The organism is Pseudomonas sp. GB2N2 (genome assembly GCF_054897705.1).
This window is the reverse complement of record NZ_CM142701.1, coordinates 3,507,837-3,525,134: the sequence shown is the minus strand read 5'-3', so window position 1 is coordinate 3,525,134 and position 17,298 is coordinate 3,507,837. Positions and strand designations below refer to the sequence as shown.

Sequence of the window (17,298 nt, the reverse complement as noted above, 5' to 3'; positions counted from 1 at the left end):
AGATCTTCAGCTACGAAGGAAACTCTGTAGGAACGAGCTTGCTCGCGATGGTTTTGAACGAAAACGCTGGGAACCTGATACGCCCGCGCCGCCAATGCGTCCATCGCGAGCAAGCTCGCTCCTACATAGGCATCATCGATTTTGAGGGGAGGGTTCAATTGGAAGCCGTCGTGTCGGGGCACTGTTCAGCCAACTCGCCAAAATCCGCGTCGACAGCGGAATAAAGAAGTAGACCATCAACGGCGTCAGGCACAGCGTGCTGATCAATACCCGGGGCAGCAGGCTCATTTCTCCGAGCAAAGGCCCCAGTACAAAGTTGAACAGTAACGACACAGGAAAGAACGCCAGCCAGATCGCCGCCGCCTGTTTCCAGCGTGGCGGACGGGTGCCGGCAGCGCCGAACCAGCCTTCGATGCCGCTCACGCGATGTTCGGTCTTGTGTGCGAACAGGTCGCTGCCGCGTGCGAGCCAGGCGGTACGTGAGGCGGAGTGCTCCCAGGCGTGCAGGGTCTGCGCATTGGCGAAGCGGAAAATAATCTGGAATTCGTCATCGTCGGGGGGCGGGGCGAGTACTCCGGAGCCGAGATAACCCTGGAAGTCAGTGGCCAGTTGTTCGCCTTCGTGCAGCCAGGCCATCAAGTCCTGATAGCGCCCATCGGCGACGCGGCGCGCAACCATCAACGTGACGGGTGAAGTAGACATTGTGTATCTCCGTAAGTCTGAGGCGTCATTCCGGGTAGGAGTTTCGCCAGGCGCAGCGCCGGGGTGGTGGGCTGCGTCTCGGAACAAGCAAGGATTATTCCGGATTCTACAGGGAATGCCACTGATAATCGTTGCTCATCTATTCCTTGAAGGAAGGTGGGGTAGGCGAGGTACTATAGGATCCAATCTACACAAGGACGTTGACCGCCAAATGCCTGTCTCGACTGACGATGTCACTGTTGCCCAGACCGCTGTTTCCCTCGAACAGGAAGAGTTGTTCCCGATTCGCGAAGTCGCTCGACGAACCGGAGTCAATCCGGTAACGCTGCGGGCGTGGGAGCGTCGTTATGGTTTGATTCAGCCTGCGCGCACTGATAGCGGGCATCGGTTGTATGCCATGACCGATATCGAGCGGGTGCGCAGCATCCTCGGCTGGATTGATCGCGGTGTCGCCGTCAGCAAGATTGGCAAGATCCTGGCCAAGACCGCGCCACTCCAGGCGCTGTCACACATTATCCCCAATGAACTGGTGCAAGCCGATTACGCGCAGTGGCAGCAGCAGATCCATGCGGCCGTGAGTGCCTTTGACGATGTTCAACTGGACCAGGTCTACGGACAGATTTTTTCCAGTTACCCGCAGGCAGTGGTCTTCCAGGACATTCTGATGCCGCTCTGGAAGCTGCTGCTACAGCGCCAGGATCAATTCGGCCAAACCAGTGAATGGCTGTTTTTCGATGGTTATCTGCGCACTCGCGTGCTGCAACGCTTGTTGCTGATGCGCACCTCCTCGCCTCGGCGGGTAATCATCAGCGCGTTGGCGGGTCAATGCCGTGAGCTCGAATTGCTGGTAGCGGCGTTATTTTTGAGCAGCAATGAGATGGGCGTGCGCTTGCTGACCATTGGCCAGCCGCTCGATGAGCTGACGCTGGTGTGCGAAAAGATAAAGCCACAAGCGCTGGTGCTTTTTTCCAATCACACACCGGCTCCCGAATTGACGCGACGTCTCAATCGACTGGCGATGAGCCTGGATTGCCAATTACTGCTGGCGGGTGATGCGTCCGATCTGGTGCAGGAAAGCCTGGCCGGAACGTCGATTGGCTGCCTGGGTAACGAAGGAACATTAATGCGTCAGCGTTTGAAGCAGTTCCTGGCGGGCAGCCTGGATACCTGAGTCACAGGTGCAGGGCGGGGTGTGTCAGGCGGTGCTGCTGAAGGATGTACTGGCGCAGACGCTCGGTCTCATCGGTGTCGCTCTGACTCAACTGATACGCGTAGAAACCGTTCTCGGTTTCCTTCTCGAACGTGCCGCGCATCGCGATCCGTTCATAACCTGACGGGCTGAACCACAACGCGAAATGCTTGGGCGGTTTGGTCTTGTTGCGAACTTCCAGCAGCACGCCTTTGAACGACACCTCATGCACCCACATCGTACCGGGATGGCCACTGGCGTTTTCCAGGGCAACCGGCTCTTCGAGCACCAGGCGCCATGGCCGGACCAATGGTCCATCTTCGTAGATGCTAGGGACGCCCAAGCGTAGATGCAGCGCATGAAATTCGTCTTCCACCAGATGCAGTGGAAAGGTCATTTGCTGGTTTTCAAAGTTGGCCTGGATGGTGACTTGCTCATGCGCGGCGAGGCGCGTGAGCAGATCACGGATCTGCGAACCACCGTTGACGAGCAGGCTCGACGTCGCATCCCGCACATTCAGTTGCGGGTTGTGTTGCATGGTCTGGATGAAATCCAGCTCATCCTGGGTCAGGAGTGCGTCACGTTGCATGATCTGCTCGAAAGGAATAGTTACAAAGCCAATGGTGATTGTAGTTAATGACAATCAATTCATTGAATTGTTTTTGCCGTTCGTCGCTTTTAATTCTGCGAGCTCTTTCTGAAGCTCGGCCACTTGCGCCTCCAACTGGGCAACTCGCTGCTGCGCCTTGACCTGGACGCTCACGTCTTTTTGCACACCGATGAAATACGTCTGACCGTCACTCGGATTTTTCACCGTCGAAAGCGACAGCTCATTCCAGAACGGCGTGCCGTCCTTGCGGTAATTGTGCAGGATTTCCCTGCACGAACCGTCGTTGTCCAAGGTGTTTCGAATTATCGAAAGCGCTTCTTGATCACGGTCCCCCGCCTGCAGAAACCGGCAATCCTGGTAGAGGATTTCTTCGCTGCTGTAACCGGTCATGCGCTCGAAAGCCGGGTTGACGTAAATCAGGATGCTGTCGTGCTCACCTTCTTTCTCGGCGATCACGACGCCATCGTTGGAGGCGTTGATCACCATTTGCAGCAGTTGGGCGTTGATCATTGAAGAGACCGTTGCTGATTGATTGACGTTACGCATTCTAAAAGAACAACGGCGGCTCTGCTGTTAATATCCCGGTCTTTTATTCGCTTCAGGATCAGATTGATGAAAGTCGCCATCCTTTCCGGCTCGGTGTACGGCACGGCTGAAGAAGTTGCCCGCCACGCTGCGAACATTTTGAAAACCGCGGGTTTTGAAACCTTCTACAACCCGCGCGCGAGCCTCGCCGACTTGCAGGCCTTCGCCCCCGAAGCCTTTCTTGCGGTAACCTCGACCACCGGCATGGGCGAACTGCCGGACAACCTGCAACCTTTATATTTTTCCATTCGCGATCAGTTGCCGGCGACCTGGCGTGACTTGCCGGGCGCAGTGCTAGGCTTGGGCGATACCAGCTACGGTGATACGTTCTGTGGTGGCGGCGAGTTGATGCGCGAATTGTTTGACGAGCTGGGCGTGCGCGAAGTAGTACCGATGCTGCGTCTGGACTCTAGCGAAAGCGTGACCCCGGAAACCGATGCAGAGCCTTGGCTGGCGGAGCTGATCACGGCGCTGCGCAGCTGCTGAAACGGTTCTTTGCGCCGGTACATTGACATGGATCCAAGCGAGTTGGCGCACTGACTCGCTAGGCCATCAAGCTGGCTGCCAATGCAACTACGCGAATCTTGAGGGCTGGCTAGACTGCATCACGTGAGCAAAACAATAAGAACAGGAGTTCCTTGTCGTGAGCGTAGCCCCCCTCCAAACGCCCTACAGCGTCAAAGACCAGGTCAGCGCCGCCGAGTGGCAGACCCGAATCGATCTGGCTGCTTGTTATCGCCTCGTCGCCCTGCACGGTTGGGATGACCTGATATTCACCCATATTTCGGCCAAGGTGCCCGGCACCGAAGACTTCCTGATCAACCCGTTCGGCCTGATGTTTCACGAGATCACCGCGTCGAGCCTGGTGAAGGTCGATCAGGCCGGCAACAAGTTGATGGACAGCCCTTACGAAATCAATCCGGCCGGCTACACCATCCACAGCGCCGTGCATGAGGTCCGTCACGATGTGGTCTGCGTGCTGCACACCCACACGGCATCGGGTGTTGCGGTGTCGGCGCAGAAACAAGGCATCTTGCCGATCAGCCAGCAGTCGTTGTTCGTCCTGTCCAGCTTGGCTTACCACGCCTACGAAGGCGTCGCGCTGAACCATGATGAGAAGGCGCGGCTGCAGGCCGACCTCGGTGAAAACAATTTCCTGATGCTACACAACCACGGTCTGCTGACGTGCGGCGGCACCATCGCCGACACGTTCCTGATGATGTTCACTTTTCAGCGCGCTTGCGACATCCAGGTGATGGCGCAGAACGGTGGCACGGAGCTGATCGCCATCGAGCCGCAAATTCTGGCGGGCGCCAAGGCGATGATCGCTGGGGTCACCAAAAGTGCACAAGGCATGGGCGGTGCACTGGCCTGGCCGGCGCTGCTGCGCAAACTCGATAAACAGGATGCGGGGTACAAACTCTAATGCCACTCGCCGAGATCCCCCTGTGTGTCTGGCGCAAGCGCGGCCAGACCTTCGTATTCCGCGGCCAGACCATTCGTTACTGGACAGCGGGACAAGGTGAGCCGCTGTTGCTCATCCATGGCTTTCCGACCGCCAGTTGGGACTGGCATTACCTGTGGCAGCCGCTGGCCCAGCGCTATCGGCTGATCGCCTGCGACATGCTCGGTTTTGGTGACTCTGCCAAACCGGTGGACCACGAATACAGCCTGCTGGAGCAAGCCGACCTGCAACAGGCGTTGCTGGCGCATTTGAGCGTTGAACAACCGGTGCATGTGTTGGCTCATGATTACGGTGACAGCGTGGCTCAGGAACTGCTGGCGCGGCATTACGAGGAACGTATTCATCTCGCCAGTTGTGTGTTCCTCAATGGCGGCCTGTTTCCGGAAACCCATCGGCCTGTACTGATGCAAAAACTGTTGCTCAGCCCGTTGGGCTGGATGATTGGCCGAGCCTTTTCCCGTGATGCACTGGTGAAGAGTTTTCAGCAGATTTTCGGTCCGCAAAGCCGGCCGACCGAGAGTGAGATGGATGATTTCTGGAGCCTGGTGGACAGCAATCACGGGCCACGGATCCTGCACAAACTGATCGCCTACATTCCCGAGCGACGTGTCCAGCGCGACCGTTGGGTCCGCGCGATGCAGCGCGGTGACGTGCCGTTACGGGTAATCGATGGCGAGGTTGATCCGATCTCCGGCGCGCACATGGTCGAGCGATACCGGGAGCTGATCCCGAACGCGGATTCGGTACTGCTTCCCGGTGTGGGTCACTACCCGCAGACGGAGGCGCCAGCGCTGGTGCTGAAACACTATCTGGCGTTTCGCGACCGGCTGGTTTCTGCGCCGCTCAAGGTGGCCTGCTCGTAGCGAATTAATGCCTGAACCCTGTCGGAGCCGGCTTGCCGGCGATGGCGTCCTCGAGCCATGCGGTGCTTTTAAGATCGCCCCCGCAACCCGGCCAATCAGCTCATCATCCCCGTGCCTTATCGCGCACCATTCAGCCTCCCCCGTGTTCATTGTGACCAGCCGCTGCGTGCCTGACACTCGGACTCATTGTCCCCCTGGCCTGCTGGAGTCCCCCAATGAACGAGCCTGTGCGCTTCGAAGATAAAGTCGTGATCATCACCGGCGCCGGTGGCGGCCTGGGGCGTGCGCATGCGCTGCTGTTCGCGAAACAGGGCGCCAGGGTGCTGGTCAACGACCTCGGCGGCTCCGCTCAAGGCGAGGGCGCAAATGCTTCGGCAGCCGACCGCGTCGTGGCGGAAATTCGCGAGGCCGGTGGCACTGCCGAGGCCAACCATGATTCCGTCACCGATGGCGACAAGATCGTCCAGCATGCACTCGACGTTTTTGGCCGTGTCGATGTAGTGGTCAACAACGCCGGGATCCTGCGGGATAAAACCTTCCACAAAATGGACGACGGCGATTGGGACCTGGTTTATCGCGTTCACGTTGAGGGTGCCTACAAAGTCACCCGTGCCGCGTGGCCGCACCTGCGCGAGCAAAACTATGGCCGTGTGATCTTCACCGCGTCGACCTCGGGCATCTACGGTAACTTCGGCCAGTCCAACTACGGCATGGCCAAGCTCGGCCTCTATGGTTTGACCCGCACGCTGGCCATCGAAGGCCGCAAGAACAACATCCTGGTCAACGCCATCGCCCCCACCGGCGGGACGCGCATGACCGAAGGCCTGATCCCTCCGCAAGTCTTCGAACAACTCAAACCTGAACTGGTCAGCCCGTTGGTGGTGTACCTCGCCAGCGAGAACTGCCAGGAAACCTCCGGGCTGTTTGAAGTCGGCGGCGGCTGGATGGGCAAGGTGCGCTGGGAGCGCAGCCTCGGCGCCGGGTTCGATCCGCGAGTCGGGTTTTCACCGGAAGATGTGGCGGCGCACTGGCAGCAAATCTGCGACTTCGAGGGTGCGGCGCATCCGAAGGACAACATTGAAGCGCTGAAGGAAATGATGGGGAATCTGCAAAAGTACGCCCGCTGATACCCGCGTTTTCGCCAGGCCGTTCGGGTCCTGCCGCCCCTCAAAAACCATCGCCCATAAAAAAGGCCGCTGCAAACGCAGCGGCCAAAGCAAGACGTTGGATCAAGGAGCGACAAATCAACGTCAGTGAACACGGGGTGATGAATCGAAAAACCTTCGAATCATGCAAATTTGGCGACAACGGGATGGACAACTCACATCCCTGATTCTGGCGCTTTCCAACCGTTCGCCTTGAAAGCACTGGCAGAATAACTGCTTGAACGGAAAGGAAAAATAGCGATTCGTGACATGAACTGTTGCAGCATGAGTAACAGTGCGCCCCGTTCCCTGTAGCAGTTGCCGCAGGCTGCGTTCGGCTGCGAAGCAGTCGCAAAACCTGCGTACGCGGTCACTCTGAAATACCGAGGCGCCTGAATTGACGACTGCTTCGCAGCCGGACGCAGCCTTCGGCAGCTGCTGCAGGTGTGTTTACTCACTTCATGCGATTCGTTGATAACGCCCCATCCAGACTGTCCATGGCTCACGCAATACCCCGTGCCATAGGGCCATTCATCCTTTAGAGCGACACAACGAATACCTCCTTGGTGCGCTTATCGCCCCCGAGCTGCGGCAGTAGGGTGTGGCCTTCTGTCACTCACCGGGGAAGACGCATGACAAAAACAACAATGCGCGCCATCTTCACACCGCAGGCGCTGGCCGTTGCGGTGGCCTTGGGCAGTTGTGCCCAGGCGCAGGCCGTTTCATTCAACATTGGCGAAATCGAAGGCACATTCGACTCCTCGTTGTCCGTTGGCGCGAGCTGGGGCATGCGCGATGCCGATCAATCGCTGGTAGGCACCGTCAACGGCGGGACCGGCCAGGCGTCGACAGGTGACGACGGGCGACTGAACTTCAAGAAGGGCGAGACCTACTCCAAGATTTTCAAGGGCATTCACGACCTTGAGCTGAAGTACGGCGACACCGGGGTGTTCGTCCGTGGCAAGTATTGGTACGACTTCGAACTGAAGGACGAAGACCGCGAGTTCAAGCCGATCAGCGACCACAATCGCAAGGAGGGCTCCAAGTCTGCCGGCGCCGAGATCCTCGACGCCTTCGTCTATCACAACTACTCCATCGCCGATCTGCCGGGCACCGTGCGTGCCGGTAAACAGGTGGTCAGTTGGGGCGAAAGTACCTTCATCGGCAACTCGATCAACAGCATCAACCCGGTCGACGTTTCAGCGTTCCGTCGGCCTGGCGCGGAGATCAAGGAAGGCCTGATTCCGGTGAACATGCTGTTCGCTTCCCAGGGCCTGACCGACAAGCTCACCGTGGAAGGTTTCTATCAACTGGAGTGGGACCAGACCGTTCTCGACAACTGCGGCACCTTCTTCGGCGGTGACGTGGCGGCGGACGGTTGCACCACCGGCTACACCGTCGCGAGCCCGGCGATCGCACCGCTGCAACCGATCGCCGCGGCCTTTGGCCAAGGCTTCCAGGTCGGCAGGGAAGGGGTTATCGTGCCCCGTGGTGGCGACCGCGACGCCCGCGATTCCGGGCAGTGGGGTACCGCGTTGCGCTGGTTGGGTGACGACACCGAATACGGTCTGTACTTCATGAACTACCACAGCCGCACGCCGAATGTCGGCACCACCACCGCCGGGCTGGGCACACTGGCCCGTATCCCTGGCATCGTCGCCGCAGCCAACGCGATTGCACCCGGCTCCGGTGCCGGCCTGGCTCAAAGCGTGATGCTAGGTCGCGGTCAGTATTACCTCGAATACCCTGAAGACATCCGCCTCTATGGCGCGAGTTTCTCCACCACCTTGCCCACCGGCACCGCGTGGACCGGCGAAATCAGCTATCGCCCGAATGCGCCGGTGCAGGTCAACAGCACCGACCTGACCCTTGCCATGCTCAACCCGATTGCCGGCGGCGCAGCCTCGCCCATCGCCACCCGGCCAGGGGCTGACAACAAAGGCTATCGCCGCAAGGAAGTGACTCAGGTCCAGAGCACGCTGACGCACTTCATCGATCAGGTTGCTGGCGCGGATCGTCTGACCCTGGTGGGCGAGGCGGCAGTAGTTCATGTCGGCGGGCTGGAGGATAAAAGCAAGCTGCGTTACGGCCGCGACTCGGTGTACGGGCAATATGGTTTCGGCGGTGACACCGACGGTTTCGTCACGTCGACGTCCTGGGGTTATCGCGCCCGCGCCATCCTCGATTACAACAACGTGATCGCGGGGATCAACTTGAAACCCAACCTGTCGTGGTCCCATGACGTCTCCGGCTACGGCCCCAATGGCCTGTTCAACGAAGGCGCCAAGGCCATCAGCGTCGGCGTCGATGCGGACTATCGCAACACCTACACCGCGAGCCTCAGTTACACCGATTTCTTCGGTGGTGACTACAACACCCTGGAAGATCGCGACTTCCTGGCGTTGAGCTTTGGCGTGAACTTCTGATCTGGCTGAGAAGGATGATTTCAATGCGCAAGATGATTCTGCAATGCGGCGTTCTGGCCCTGAGCCTGTTGGCCGCCAATGTAATGGCTGCGGTCTCGCCGGAAGAAGCCAACAAGCTCGGCACCAGCCTTACCCCGTTGGGCGCCGAGAAAGCCGGGAATGCCGATGGCTCGATTCCGGCCTGGACTGGCGGTCTGCCGAAAAATGCCGGCGCGGTGGACAGCAAAGGTTTCCTGGCTGACCCGTTTGCCAATGAAAAGCCGCTGTTCACCATCACCGCGGCCAACGTCGATCAATACAAAGACAAGCTCTCAGACGGCCAGATAGCGATGTTCAAGCGCTACCCTGAGACGTACAGGATTCCGGTCTACCCGACCCACCGCACTGTATCCTTGCCGTCGGAAATTTATGAGTCGGCCAAGCGCAGCGCACTGAACGTGACGCCGATCAACGACGGAAATGGCCTGGCCAATTTCACCGGCAATCGCTACTACGCCTTCCCGATTCCGAAGAACGGCGTCGAGGTGATCTGGAACCATGTCACCCGTTATCACGGCGGCAACCTGCGTCGCACCATCACCCAGGCGACGCCGCAGTCCAATGGCGACTTCACCGTGATTCGCTTCAAGGACGAGGTGGCTGTGCCTTCGCTGCTGGGTGATCTGAAGCCGGGCAGCGACGAAAACGTCCTCAGCTATTTCAAGCAGGAAGTGACGGCGCCGGCGCGGCTGGCGGGCAACGTGTTGCTGGTTCACGAGACCCTCGATCAGGTCAAGGAACCACGCAAGGCCTGGATCTACAATGCCGGCCAGCGCCGCGTCCGGCGTGCTCCGCAAGTGGCGTATGACGGCGTTGGCACCTCGTCTGACGGCCTGCGCACCACCGACAACTTCGATATGTTTTCCGGTGCGCCGGATCGCTACGACTGGAAGCTGGTCGGCAAGAAGGAAATGTACATCCCCTACAACAGCTACAAGCTCGACTCGCCCAACCTCAAGTACACCGATGTGATCAAGGCCGGGCACATCAATCAGGATTTGACCCGCTACGAGTTGCACCGGGTCTGGGAAATCGTCGCCACGGTCAAGCCGAACGAGCGGCACGTGTATGCCAAACGGCACATGTACATCGACGAAGACAGCTGGCAAGTGGCACTGGCCGATCACTATGACGGTCGCGGTCAGCTCTGGCGCGTTGCCGAAGGTCACGCCCAGTTCTACTACGATCATCAGGTGCCGGCCTACACCGTCGAAGCACTGTATGACCTGATTGCCGGTCGCTACATTGCCCTGGGGATGAAAAACGAGGAGAAGCGCAGCTTCGAATTCAACATCGACGCCAAAGCGGGTGACTACACGCCGGCGGCCCTGCGGAGTACAGGTGTGAGGTAAACGTCCTACATGTTTTACAGACAAAGGTGACTTTTCGGTCACCTTTTTTATAGGGGGCGATCAGTGCGTTGAATACTTCTTCAATAAGCGAGGTTTAGAAGACTAGGGTGGCGCCACAACAACAAAAAGGCGCACCACTATGACCGCCATGACCCCGTGTCTGGACCGTCCTGGACTCCTGCCCCGTTTGTCTCCTCATCACCTGTCTCGCGACCGGTTGGTCGAGCCGCTGCTCGCCTCGACGGCGCGGGTGAAGTTGCTCTGTGCACCGGCCGGCAGTGGCAAGAGTGCGTTGCTGATCGAGTGCCTGTTGCGGGCACCCGCACACGTTCAGGTGTGCTGGCTGCCGCTGGCGGGGGCGTCGATGACGGCTGGCGAATGGCGCCAGCGACTGTCGCAAGCGCTGGGCATGGACGCGGCGGACGAATCCGGATTACTGGCGCATCTGGCGCACTGGCAGACGCCGCTGTGGTTAGGCCTGGATGATTACTGCCGCACGCCCAACCCGGAACTGGACCTGTTGCTTGACCGCTTGCTGGCCATCAGTAACCCGATGATCACCTGGTGGCTGAGCGCCCGTCGTCGTCCGTCCTGCAATTGGCCGCGTCTGTTGCTGGCGGATGAACTGTACGATTGCGAGCGCGCCACGCTGGCGTTCACTCAAGATGAAATCGCCGGACTGTTGCATTACCTGGAACCGGAGCAGGCCGCCAGTCGCGCCAGCAGGATTATCGAGCTGAGCGGCGGCTGGTGCGCCGGGGTGCGGATTGCGTTGCTGCAAAAATGCGACTGGTCGCGTAACGAGCGAATGCACGGCCGGCCGGACACCCTGCACGATTATCTCGACCATGAACTGTTCGGCATGCTGACTCCGGAGCTGACGGAAGCCTGGCGGGTACTGGCGCACCTGCCGCGATTCAATGCCCGGCTTTGCGACCACTTGTTCGGTGCGGGAGAGGGCGCCCAGAGCCTAAACACCCTGCAGGCGTTGGGCTGCTTCATCGAGCCCTGGCAGGACTCGCCAGACTGGCTGCAAATTTTCACGCCCCTCACACAGTTGATGCGCGAAGAGCAATGGCCGGAGGGACGCTCGTGGCATCGTCGTGCTTGTCAGTGGTTCGCCGCCGAGCTCGACTGGAAAGCCGCGTTTGAGCAGGCCCTGCTGGCGGAGGAATTCGAAGTCGCGGTCAGCCTGCTGCAACACTTCAGTTTCGCGCACCTGTTCGAGGAGCAGACTGTGGTGCTGTTGTTGCGTTTGCATGAACGCCAAGGCGAGGCATTGATGCTGGGTTCACCGCAACTGGTGGGGCTGATCAGTGCCGCATTGATGTTCGCCGGGCGATTCGATCAGGCAGATGAATGCATCGGCAATTTATCGCGCTTCATGCCTCAGCCGTCGGTGCTCGAACAGCGGCAGCTGATCGCACGCTGGCAAGCCTTGAATGGTTGGCTCCTGCATTTGCAGGGACGCATGCAACCGTCGCAGGCGCATCTGCAGGAAGCGCTGGACGAACTCGGCCCGGCGCTTTGGAATGCCCGGTTGATGTGCCTTTCCGGCCTGACCCAGCAAGCGCTGCTGCGCGGCGAACTTGACCTGGCGCAGGCGATCAACCGAGACGCATTGTGCCTGGCGCGTGCGCAAGGTTCGCTGATGTTCGAGGGGCTGCTGGAACTCGATCACGCGCAATTGCTCGAGCAGCGCGGAGCGTGCGGCAGAGCGGAGCAATTGCTGGCCAACATGCACGACTTGCTCCTCCAGCAGCAACCACTGGCCCAGCCGCTGTTTGGACGGATAGCCTTGCGTCGCGGGCGCTTGAGTCTGTCTCAAGGCCGGGATGCCGAGGCCGCCGGGCATTTCGAAAGCGGGCTGCAAATTTGCCTGCGCAACCACGACAAACGTGGGCTTTACGGTTTTCTCGGTCTCGCACAACTGGCCGCCAATCGACTGGACTACGCCCAGGCTTTTGTCCTGCTGCGTGACGCTGAACGGTTGATGCAACAGCGACGGATTCCGGACACGGTCTATCGCGGTGTGCTGTTGCAATTCAGCAGCCATTTCTGGCTGCAACAGGGGCGCCCGGAGCTGGCCCGTGAAGCCTTGACCCGGGTGCTGCGCCACTATCACGGGCCGCATGCACGACAGGCTCCACCCGCCACGCTGGAACTGATTCCCGGCCTCGAATACCTGCTGGTGCTGACCGAGGTTTACCTGGGGCAAGCGCCAACGTCCATGAACCGCCTTGAGTGTCAGTTGCAATGGGCGCGGCAGCGCGGGATGTCGGGGCTGCAAGCGCAATTGCATTTGGTCCAGGCCGAAGTGTCCTGGCTGGCGGGCGACACGCCTTTGGCTCGCCAGTCTTTGCAGGATGCGCTGATCCTGATCGAGCGCTGCGATCTGCGACAGACTCTGCGCGAATTGCAGTTGCGCCAGCCACGGTTGCCACAGGCCATTGAGTCGGTCGTCGCTGGCGAGCCGCTCGCTTCGCTGCGCAACGGTTTGAGTCAGCGAGAAATCGAAGTGCTGAAACTCGTCGCCTTGGGCTGCTCGAATCAGCAGATAGCCGATCAGTTATTCATCTCGCTACACACGGTCAAAACCCATGCGCGCCGCATTAACGGGAAGTTGGGCGTGGAGCGCCGGACACAAGCGGTGGCCAAGGCGAAAGTGTTGGGATTGGTGGTTTAATTCAAACGCTGGCGAATTGGACGCTTACGCAGTCGCCTCAAAGCCCATCCGCCAACTCACGGCCCGCGTCGCTGCAAGCAACCGCTGTGCCGCCGGGCCGTCTTCATCAGCATGGAACAGCGAGGTCGGGCCGACAATGGTCATGACCGCCGCGACGTTGCCGACGGCGTTGAACACCGGGGCCGACAACGCGTCGACGCCCGGCATCAACAAGCCATGCACATGGTGCAGGCCGCGCGCGCGGATCTGTTCACACAACGTGGCATACGCCTGATCGTCCGCCAGCACATGGGAATCAGCGTTGTGCAATTCCTGATCGCGCAAATCCACGGTCTCGCGCTCTGGCAGGTAGGCGCCGAACACCAGCCCGGTGGATGAACTGAGCAACGGCAGCACCGAGCCCAGTTGTGTCACCACTGTCACCGCACGCACCGCCGGTTCGATATGCACCACGGTAGCGCCCTGATTGCCCCACACCGCCAGAAAGCAGGTTTCGTTCAATTCATCGCGCAATTCGGCCAAGGGGAGGGCGGCGACTTTCAGCACGTCCATACTGTTGAGTGCCGCCAGCCCCACGCGCAAGGCTTCGCGACCGAGGCCGTAGTGGTTGGTGGCGGCGTTCTGCTCCGCGAAACCGCTGGCAATCAAGGCCTGCAAATAGCGATGGACCTTGCTCGCCGGCATCTGCACGTGTTCGGCCAGGCGCGACAGCGAGGTCGATGGCGACAGTTCGGCCAACGCCTTGAGGATGTCGGTGCCGACCTCGGCCGAGCGGACTTTCTGTTTGTCGTTGGTGCGCGGCGTTTCCATGGAGGCAGTCTGATCCCGGGACGAATGGGCGTCTTTATAACTTGACGGTCACTACCAATCAAATTACGTTATGCGTAATTGAATTACGATAAAAATAACCCGGGCGTGCCGAGAGCTCTGCACAAGAGTGACGGGCCATTGCCTACTCCCTGCTCAGGAGGGTCCATGAACCTCGATTCAACGGCGCCAGCGCTGGCTTATCAGTCCGGCTTCGGTAACGAATTCAGCAGCGAAGCATTGCCCGGTGCGCTGCCCGTAGGCCGGAATTCTCCGCAAAAAGCCCCGTATGGTCTCTACACTGAATTGTTCTCCGGCACCGCGTTCACCATGGCCCGCAGTGAAGCGCGACGCACCTGGATGTACCGCATTCAGCCGTCGGCCAATCACCCCGCGTTCGTCAAACTGGAGCGGCAATTGGCTGGCGGCCCGCTGGGTGAGATCACCCCCAACCGCCTGCGCTGGAACCCGCTGGACATGCCCACCGAACCGACCGATTTTATCGACGGGCTGGTGAGCATGGCCGCCAATTCGAGCGCGGACAAACCGGCCGGGATCAGCATCTATAACTACCGCGCCAACCGTTCCATGGAGCGCGTGTTCTTCAACGCCGACGGCGAATGGCTGCTGGTGCCAGAGCAAGGGCGTTTGCGGATTGCCACCGAGCTGGGGGTGCTGGAACTTGAGCCGCTGGAAATCGCCGTGCTGCCGCGCGGCCTGAAATTCCGCGTCGAACTGCTCGACCCGCAAGCGCGTGGCTACCTCGCCGAAAACCACGGCGTGCCCTTGCGCCTGCCGGACCTCGGCCCGATCGGTAGCAACGGCCTGGCCAGCCCGCGTGATTTTTTGAGCCCCGTCGCCCATTACGAAAACCTCAAGCAGCCGACCACTCTGGTGCAGAAATTCCTCGGCCAGTTGTGGGGCTGCGAGCTTGATCATTCGCCGCTGAACGTGGTCGCCTGGCACGGCAACAACGTGCCGTACAAATATGACCTGCGCCGTTTCAACACCATCGGTACAGTCAGTTTCGATCACCCCGATCCGTCGATTTTCACCGTCCTGACTTCGCCGACCAGCGTTCACGGTCTGGCTAACCTCGACTTCGTGATCTTCCCGCCGCGCTGGATGGTGGCCGAGAACACCTTCCGTCCACCGTGGTTCCACCGCAACCTGATGAATGAATTCATGGGTCTGATCAAAGGCGAGTACGACGCCAAAGCTGAGGGTTTCCTGCCCGGCGGCGCGTCGCTGCACAGCTGCATGAGCGCCCACGGCCCGGACGGCGAAACCTGCACCAAGGCGATCACCGCCGAACTGGCGCCGGCGAAAATCGACAACACCATGGCTTTCATGTTCGAGACAAGCCAGGTGCTGCGCCCGAGCCGATTCGCCCTCGACTGCCCGCAATTGCAATCCACTTACGATGCCTGCTGGGCCACGCTGCCCGCCACGTTCGACCCGACCCGGAGATAACACATGACTCAGACTTCCATCACTCGCAGCTGGGTTGCCTCCGCCAATGGCCACGCCGACTTCCCGCTGCAGAACCTGCCGTTGGGCATGTTCAGCGTCAAGGGTTCCGCACCCCGCAGTGGCGTGGCACTGGGTGACCATATCGTTGATCTGCAAGCGGTGCTGGATGCCGGCCTGTTCGAAGGCGTCGCGCGCACTGCCGTGGAAGCCACTCGCGGCGGTCAGCTCAATGCGTTTTTCGAACTGGGCCGGGAAGCTCGCGTTGCGCTGCGTGAACGCTTGATCGAACTGTTCCGGGAAGGCAGCAGCCTGCACGGCAAGATCGAAGCCCAAGGCGCAAAACTGCTGCCACTGGCGGCGAACTGCGAGCTGCACCTGCCGGCAAGAATCAACGATTACACCGACTTTTACGTCGGCATCGAACACGCACAAAACGTCGGCAAACTGTTTCGCCCCGACAACCCGTTGCTGCCGAACTACAAGTACGTGCCCATCGGTTATCACGGTCGCGCGTCGACCATTCGCCCGTCCGGCACTGACGTGCGCCGTCCGAAAGGCCAGACCTTGCCGGCCGGTCAGACCGAGCCGAATTTTGGCCCCTGCGCGCGTCTGGATTATGAGCTGGAATTGGGCATCTGGATCGGCCAAGGCAACGACATGGGCGACTCGATTGCCATCGGTGACGCCGCGGATCATATTGCCGGTTTCTGCCTGCTCAACGACTGGTCGGCGCGGGACATCCAGGCCTGGGAATACCAGCCGCTGGGGCCGTTCCTGTCGAAGAGCTTCATCACCAGCATCTCGCCGTGGGTGGTAACGGCCGAAGCGCTGGAACCGTTCCGTCGCGCGCAACCGGCCCGCCCGGAAGGCGATCCGCAGCCGCTGCCGTACCTGTTCGACAAACGCGATCAGGCCGCTGGCGCGTTCGACATCGAGCTGGAAGTGCTGCTGCTCACCGAAACCATGCGCGAGCAGAACCTGCCGGCCCATCGCCTGACCCTGAGCAACACCCAGCATATGTACTGGACCGTGGCGCAACTGGTGGCGCACCACAGCGTCAACGGCTGCCAATTGCAGGCCGGTGACCTGTTCGGTTCGGGCACTTTGTCGGGGCCGGAAAACGGTCAGTTTGGCAGCCTGCTGGAAATCACCGAGGGCGGGAAAAAACCGATCGAACTGGCCTCTGGAGAAATGCGTAAATTCCTCGAGGACGGTGATGAAATCATCCTGCGTGCGCGCTGCCGCCGCGACGGCTTTGCGTCCATCGGTTTCGGTGAGTGCCGCGGCAAAGTACTGCCGGCGCGTTAAGAGGATTGGGTCATGGAACTCTATACCTACTACCGCTCGACCTCGTCTTACCGGGTGCGCATCGCACTGGCATTGAAAGGTCTGGATTACCAGGCACTGCCGATCAATCTGATCGCACCGCCCGGTGGCGAGCACCGTCAGCCGTCGTATCTGGCGGTTAATCCGCAGGGTCGGGTGCCGGCGTTGCGCACAGATGCGGGTGAATTGCTAATCCAGTCGCCGGCGATCATCGAGTACCTGGAGGAACGTTATCCACAGGTGCCGCTGCTGGCCAACGACCTTGCCGCTCGCGCCTGTGAGCGCGGTGTGGCGGCGGTGATCGGTTGCGATGTTCATCCGCTGCACAACATCAGTGTGCTCAACCGGTTGCGCCAATTGGGTCATGACGAAGCCCAGGTGGTCGAGTGGATCGGCCACTGGATCAGCCAAGGACTGGCGACGGTGGAGCAGTTGATTGGCGATGAAGGGTTTTGCTTTGGCGATGAGCCGGGACTGGCAGATGTTTACCTGATCCCGCAGTTATACGCGGCAGAGCGTTTCAATATTCCGCTTGAGGCGTATCCGAGAATTTGTCGGGTGGCAAAGCTGGCGGCCACGCATTGCGCGTTCATAAAAGCGCACCCTGCCAACCAGCCCGACACCCCCTGA

General features: G+C 60.0%; 15 protein-coding genes. 11 read left to right on the top strand and 4 right to left on the bottom strand.

All coding sequences use genetic code 11. From position 1 onward, the window contains the following. Positions 1-132: 132 nt before the first annotated feature. Positions 133-702, bottom strand: coding sequence for an antibiotic biosynthesis monooxygenase (locus tag ACYZT4_RS16360; protein ID WP_461981309.1), 570 nt, complete (start codon positions 700-702; stop codon positions 133-135). Positions 703-913: 211 nt separating this feature from the next. Here ACYZT4_RS16360 and ACYZT4_RS16355 point away from each other — a divergent pair, with 211 nt between their 5' ends. Next, positions 914-1,873, top strand: coding sequence for a MerR family transcriptional regulator (locus ACYZT4_RS16355; protein ID WP_461981307.1), 960 nt, complete (start codon positions 914-916; stop codon positions 1,871-1,873). A gap of 1 nt (position 1,874) precedes the next feature. Here ACYZT4_RS16355 and ACYZT4_RS16350 read toward each other — a convergent pair whose 3' ends face one another. Both ACYZT4_RS16350 and ACYZT4_RS16345 read right to left on the bottom strand, forming a co-directional pair. After that, positions 1,875-2,480: a hypothetical protein gene (locus tag ACYZT4_RS16350; RefSeq protein ID WP_461981305.1), complete on the bottom strand. Its 606-nt coding sequence runs from the start codon at positions 2,478-2,480 to the stop codon at positions 1,875-1,877. Positions 2,481-2,534: 54 nt separating this feature from the next. Beyond that, positions 2,535-3,011 carry a PAS domain-containing protein gene (locus tag ACYZT4_RS16345; protein ID WP_461981303.1) on the bottom strand — a complete coding sequence of 159 codons (477 nt, stop codon included), beginning with the start codon at positions 3,009-3,011 and terminating at the stop codon, positions 2,535-2,537. Between the two features lie 102 nt (positions 3,012-3,113). Between ACYZT4_RS16345 and ACYZT4_RS16340 the strand changes: the two genes are divergently transcribed. The 7 genes from ACYZT4_RS16340 to ACYZT4_RS16310 all read left to right on the top strand — a co-directional run bounded on the left by ACYZT4_RS16340 (position 3,114) and on the right by ACYZT4_RS16310 (position 13,062). Next, positions 3,114-3,572 (top strand): flavodoxin, encoded by a 459-nt coding sequence (locus ACYZT4_RS16340; protein WP_461981301.1) that lies wholly within the window; start codon positions 3,114-3,116, stop codon positions 3,570-3,572. A gap of 157 nt (positions 3,573-3,729) precedes the next feature. Beyond that, positions 3,730-4,512, top strand: a complete 783-nt coding sequence (locus tag ACYZT4_RS16335; RefSeq protein WP_461981299.1) for a class II aldolase/adducin family protein — start codon at positions 3,730-3,732, stop codon at positions 4,510-4,512. Beyond that, complete coding sequence (locus ACYZT4_RS16330) at positions 4,512-5,414, top strand: alpha/beta fold hydrolase (protein WP_461981297.1); 903 nt, start codon at positions 4,512-4,514, stop codon at positions 5,412-5,414. The genes ACYZT4_RS16335 and ACYZT4_RS16330 overlap by 1 nt, the downstream gene beginning before the upstream one ends. 215 nt (positions 5,415-5,629) lie before the next feature. Then, entirely contained in the window at positions 5,630-6,541 is a 912-nt protein-coding gene (locus ACYZT4_RS16325; RefSeq protein ID WP_461981295.1) for an SDR family oxidoreductase, read from the top strand. 650 nt (positions 6,542-7,191) lie between these two features. Next, entirely contained in the window at positions 7,192-8,985 is a 1,794-nt protein-coding gene (locus tag ACYZT4_RS16320) for a DUF1302 domain-containing protein (RefSeq protein WP_461981293.1), read from the top strand. A gap of 23 nt (positions 8,986-9,008) precedes the next feature. Then, a complete protein-coding gene (locus ACYZT4_RS16315; protein WP_461981291.1) occupies positions 9,009-10,376 on the top strand; it encodes a DUF1329 domain-containing protein in 1,368 nt (455 codons plus the stop codon). A gap of 139 nt (positions 10,377-10,515) precedes the next feature. Further along, positions 10,516-13,062 carry a LuxR C-terminal-related transcriptional regulator gene (locus tag ACYZT4_RS16310; RefSeq protein WP_461981289.1) on the top strand — a complete coding sequence of 849 codons (2,547 nt, stop codon included), beginning with the start codon at positions 10,516-10,518 and terminating at the stop codon, positions 13,060-13,062. 24 nt (positions 13,063-13,086) lie between these two features. Here ACYZT4_RS16310 and ACYZT4_RS16305 read toward each other — a convergent pair whose 3' ends face one another. After that, complete coding sequence (locus tag ACYZT4_RS16305) at positions 13,087-13,872, bottom strand: IclR family transcriptional regulator (RefSeq protein WP_461981287.1); 786 nt, start codon at positions 13,870-13,872, stop codon at positions 13,087-13,089. Positions 13,873-14,037: 165 nt separating this feature from the next. Between ACYZT4_RS16305 and hmgA the strand changes: the two genes are divergently transcribed. From hmgA to maiA, 3 genes are read left to right on the top strand one after another with little or no spacing between them, the layout of a single operon-like run. After that, positions 14,038-15,342, top strand: a complete 1,305-nt coding sequence (gene hmgA, locus ACYZT4_RS16300) for a homogentisate 1,2-dioxygenase (RefSeq protein ID WP_461981285.1) — start codon at positions 14,038-14,040, stop codon at positions 15,340-15,342. A 3-nt stretch (positions 15,343-15,345) separates the two neighbouring features. After that, positions 15,346-16,650 (top strand): fumarylacetoacetase, encoded by a 1,305-nt coding sequence (gene fahA, locus ACYZT4_RS16295; protein ID WP_461981283.1) that lies wholly within the window; start codon positions 15,346-15,348, stop codon positions 16,648-16,650. A 12-nt stretch (positions 16,651-16,662) separates the two neighbouring features. Next, positions 16,663-17,298: a maleylacetoacetate isomerase gene (maiA, locus tag ACYZT4_RS16290; protein WP_461981281.1), complete on the top strand. Its 636-nt coding sequence runs from the start codon at positions 16,663-16,665 to the stop codon at positions 17,296-17,298.

Bases quoted from the DNA above. Each gene is read 5' to 3' on its own strand.
- ACYZT4_RS16355 (WP_461981307.1), top strand. From the start codon at position 914: ATGCCTGTCTCGACTGACGATGTCACTGTTGCCCAGACCGCTGTTTCC.
- ACYZT4_RS16320 (WP_461981293.1), top strand. From the start codon at position 7,192: ATGACAAAAACAACAATGCGCGCCATCTTCACACCGCAGGCGCTGGCC.
- ACYZT4_RS16305 (WP_461981287.1), bottom strand. From the start codon at position 13,872: ATGGAAACGCCGCGCACCAACGACAAACAGAAAGTCCGCTCGGCCGAG.
- fahA (WP_461981283.1), top strand. From the start codon at position 15,346: ATGACTCAGACTTCCATCACTCGCAGCTGGGTTGCCTCCGCCAATGGC.
- ACYZT4_RS16360 (WP_461981309.1), bottom strand. From the start codon at position 702: ATGTCTACTTCACCCGTCACGTTGATGGTTGCGCGCCGCGTCGCCGAT.
- ACYZT4_RS16330 (WP_461981297.1), top strand. From the start codon at position 4,512: ATGCCACTCGCCGAGATCCCCCTGTGTGTCTGGCGCAAGCGCGGCCAG.
- ACYZT4_RS16325 (WP_461981295.1), top strand. From the start codon at position 5,630: ATGAACGAGCCTGTGCGCTTCGAAGATAAAGTCGTGATCATCACCGGC.
- maiA (WP_461981281.1), top strand. From the start codon at position 16,663: ATGGAACTCTATACCTACTACCGCTCGACCTCGTCTTACCGGGTGCGC.
- ACYZT4_RS16350 (WP_461981305.1), bottom strand. From the start codon at position 2,480: ATGCAACGTGACGCACTCCTGACCCAGGATGAGCTGGATTTCATCCAG.
- ACYZT4_RS16345 (WP_461981303.1), bottom strand. From the start codon at position 3,011: ATGATCAACGCCCAACTGCTGCAAATGGTGATCAACGCCTCCAACGAT.
- ACYZT4_RS16310 (WP_461981289.1), top strand. From the start codon at position 10,516: ATGACCGCCATGACCCCGTGTCTGGACCGTCCTGGACTCCTGCCCCGT.
- hmgA (WP_461981285.1), top strand. From the start codon at position 14,038: ATGAACCTCGATTCAACGGCGCCAGCGCTGGCTTATCAGTCCGGCTTC.
- ACYZT4_RS16340 (WP_461981301.1), top strand. From the start codon at position 3,114: ATGAAAGTCGCCATCCTTTCCGGCTCGGTGTACGGCACGGCTGAAGAA.
- ACYZT4_RS16315 (WP_461981291.1), top strand. From the start codon at position 9,009: ATGCGCAAGATGATTCTGCAATGCGGCGTTCTGGCCCTGAGCCTGTTG.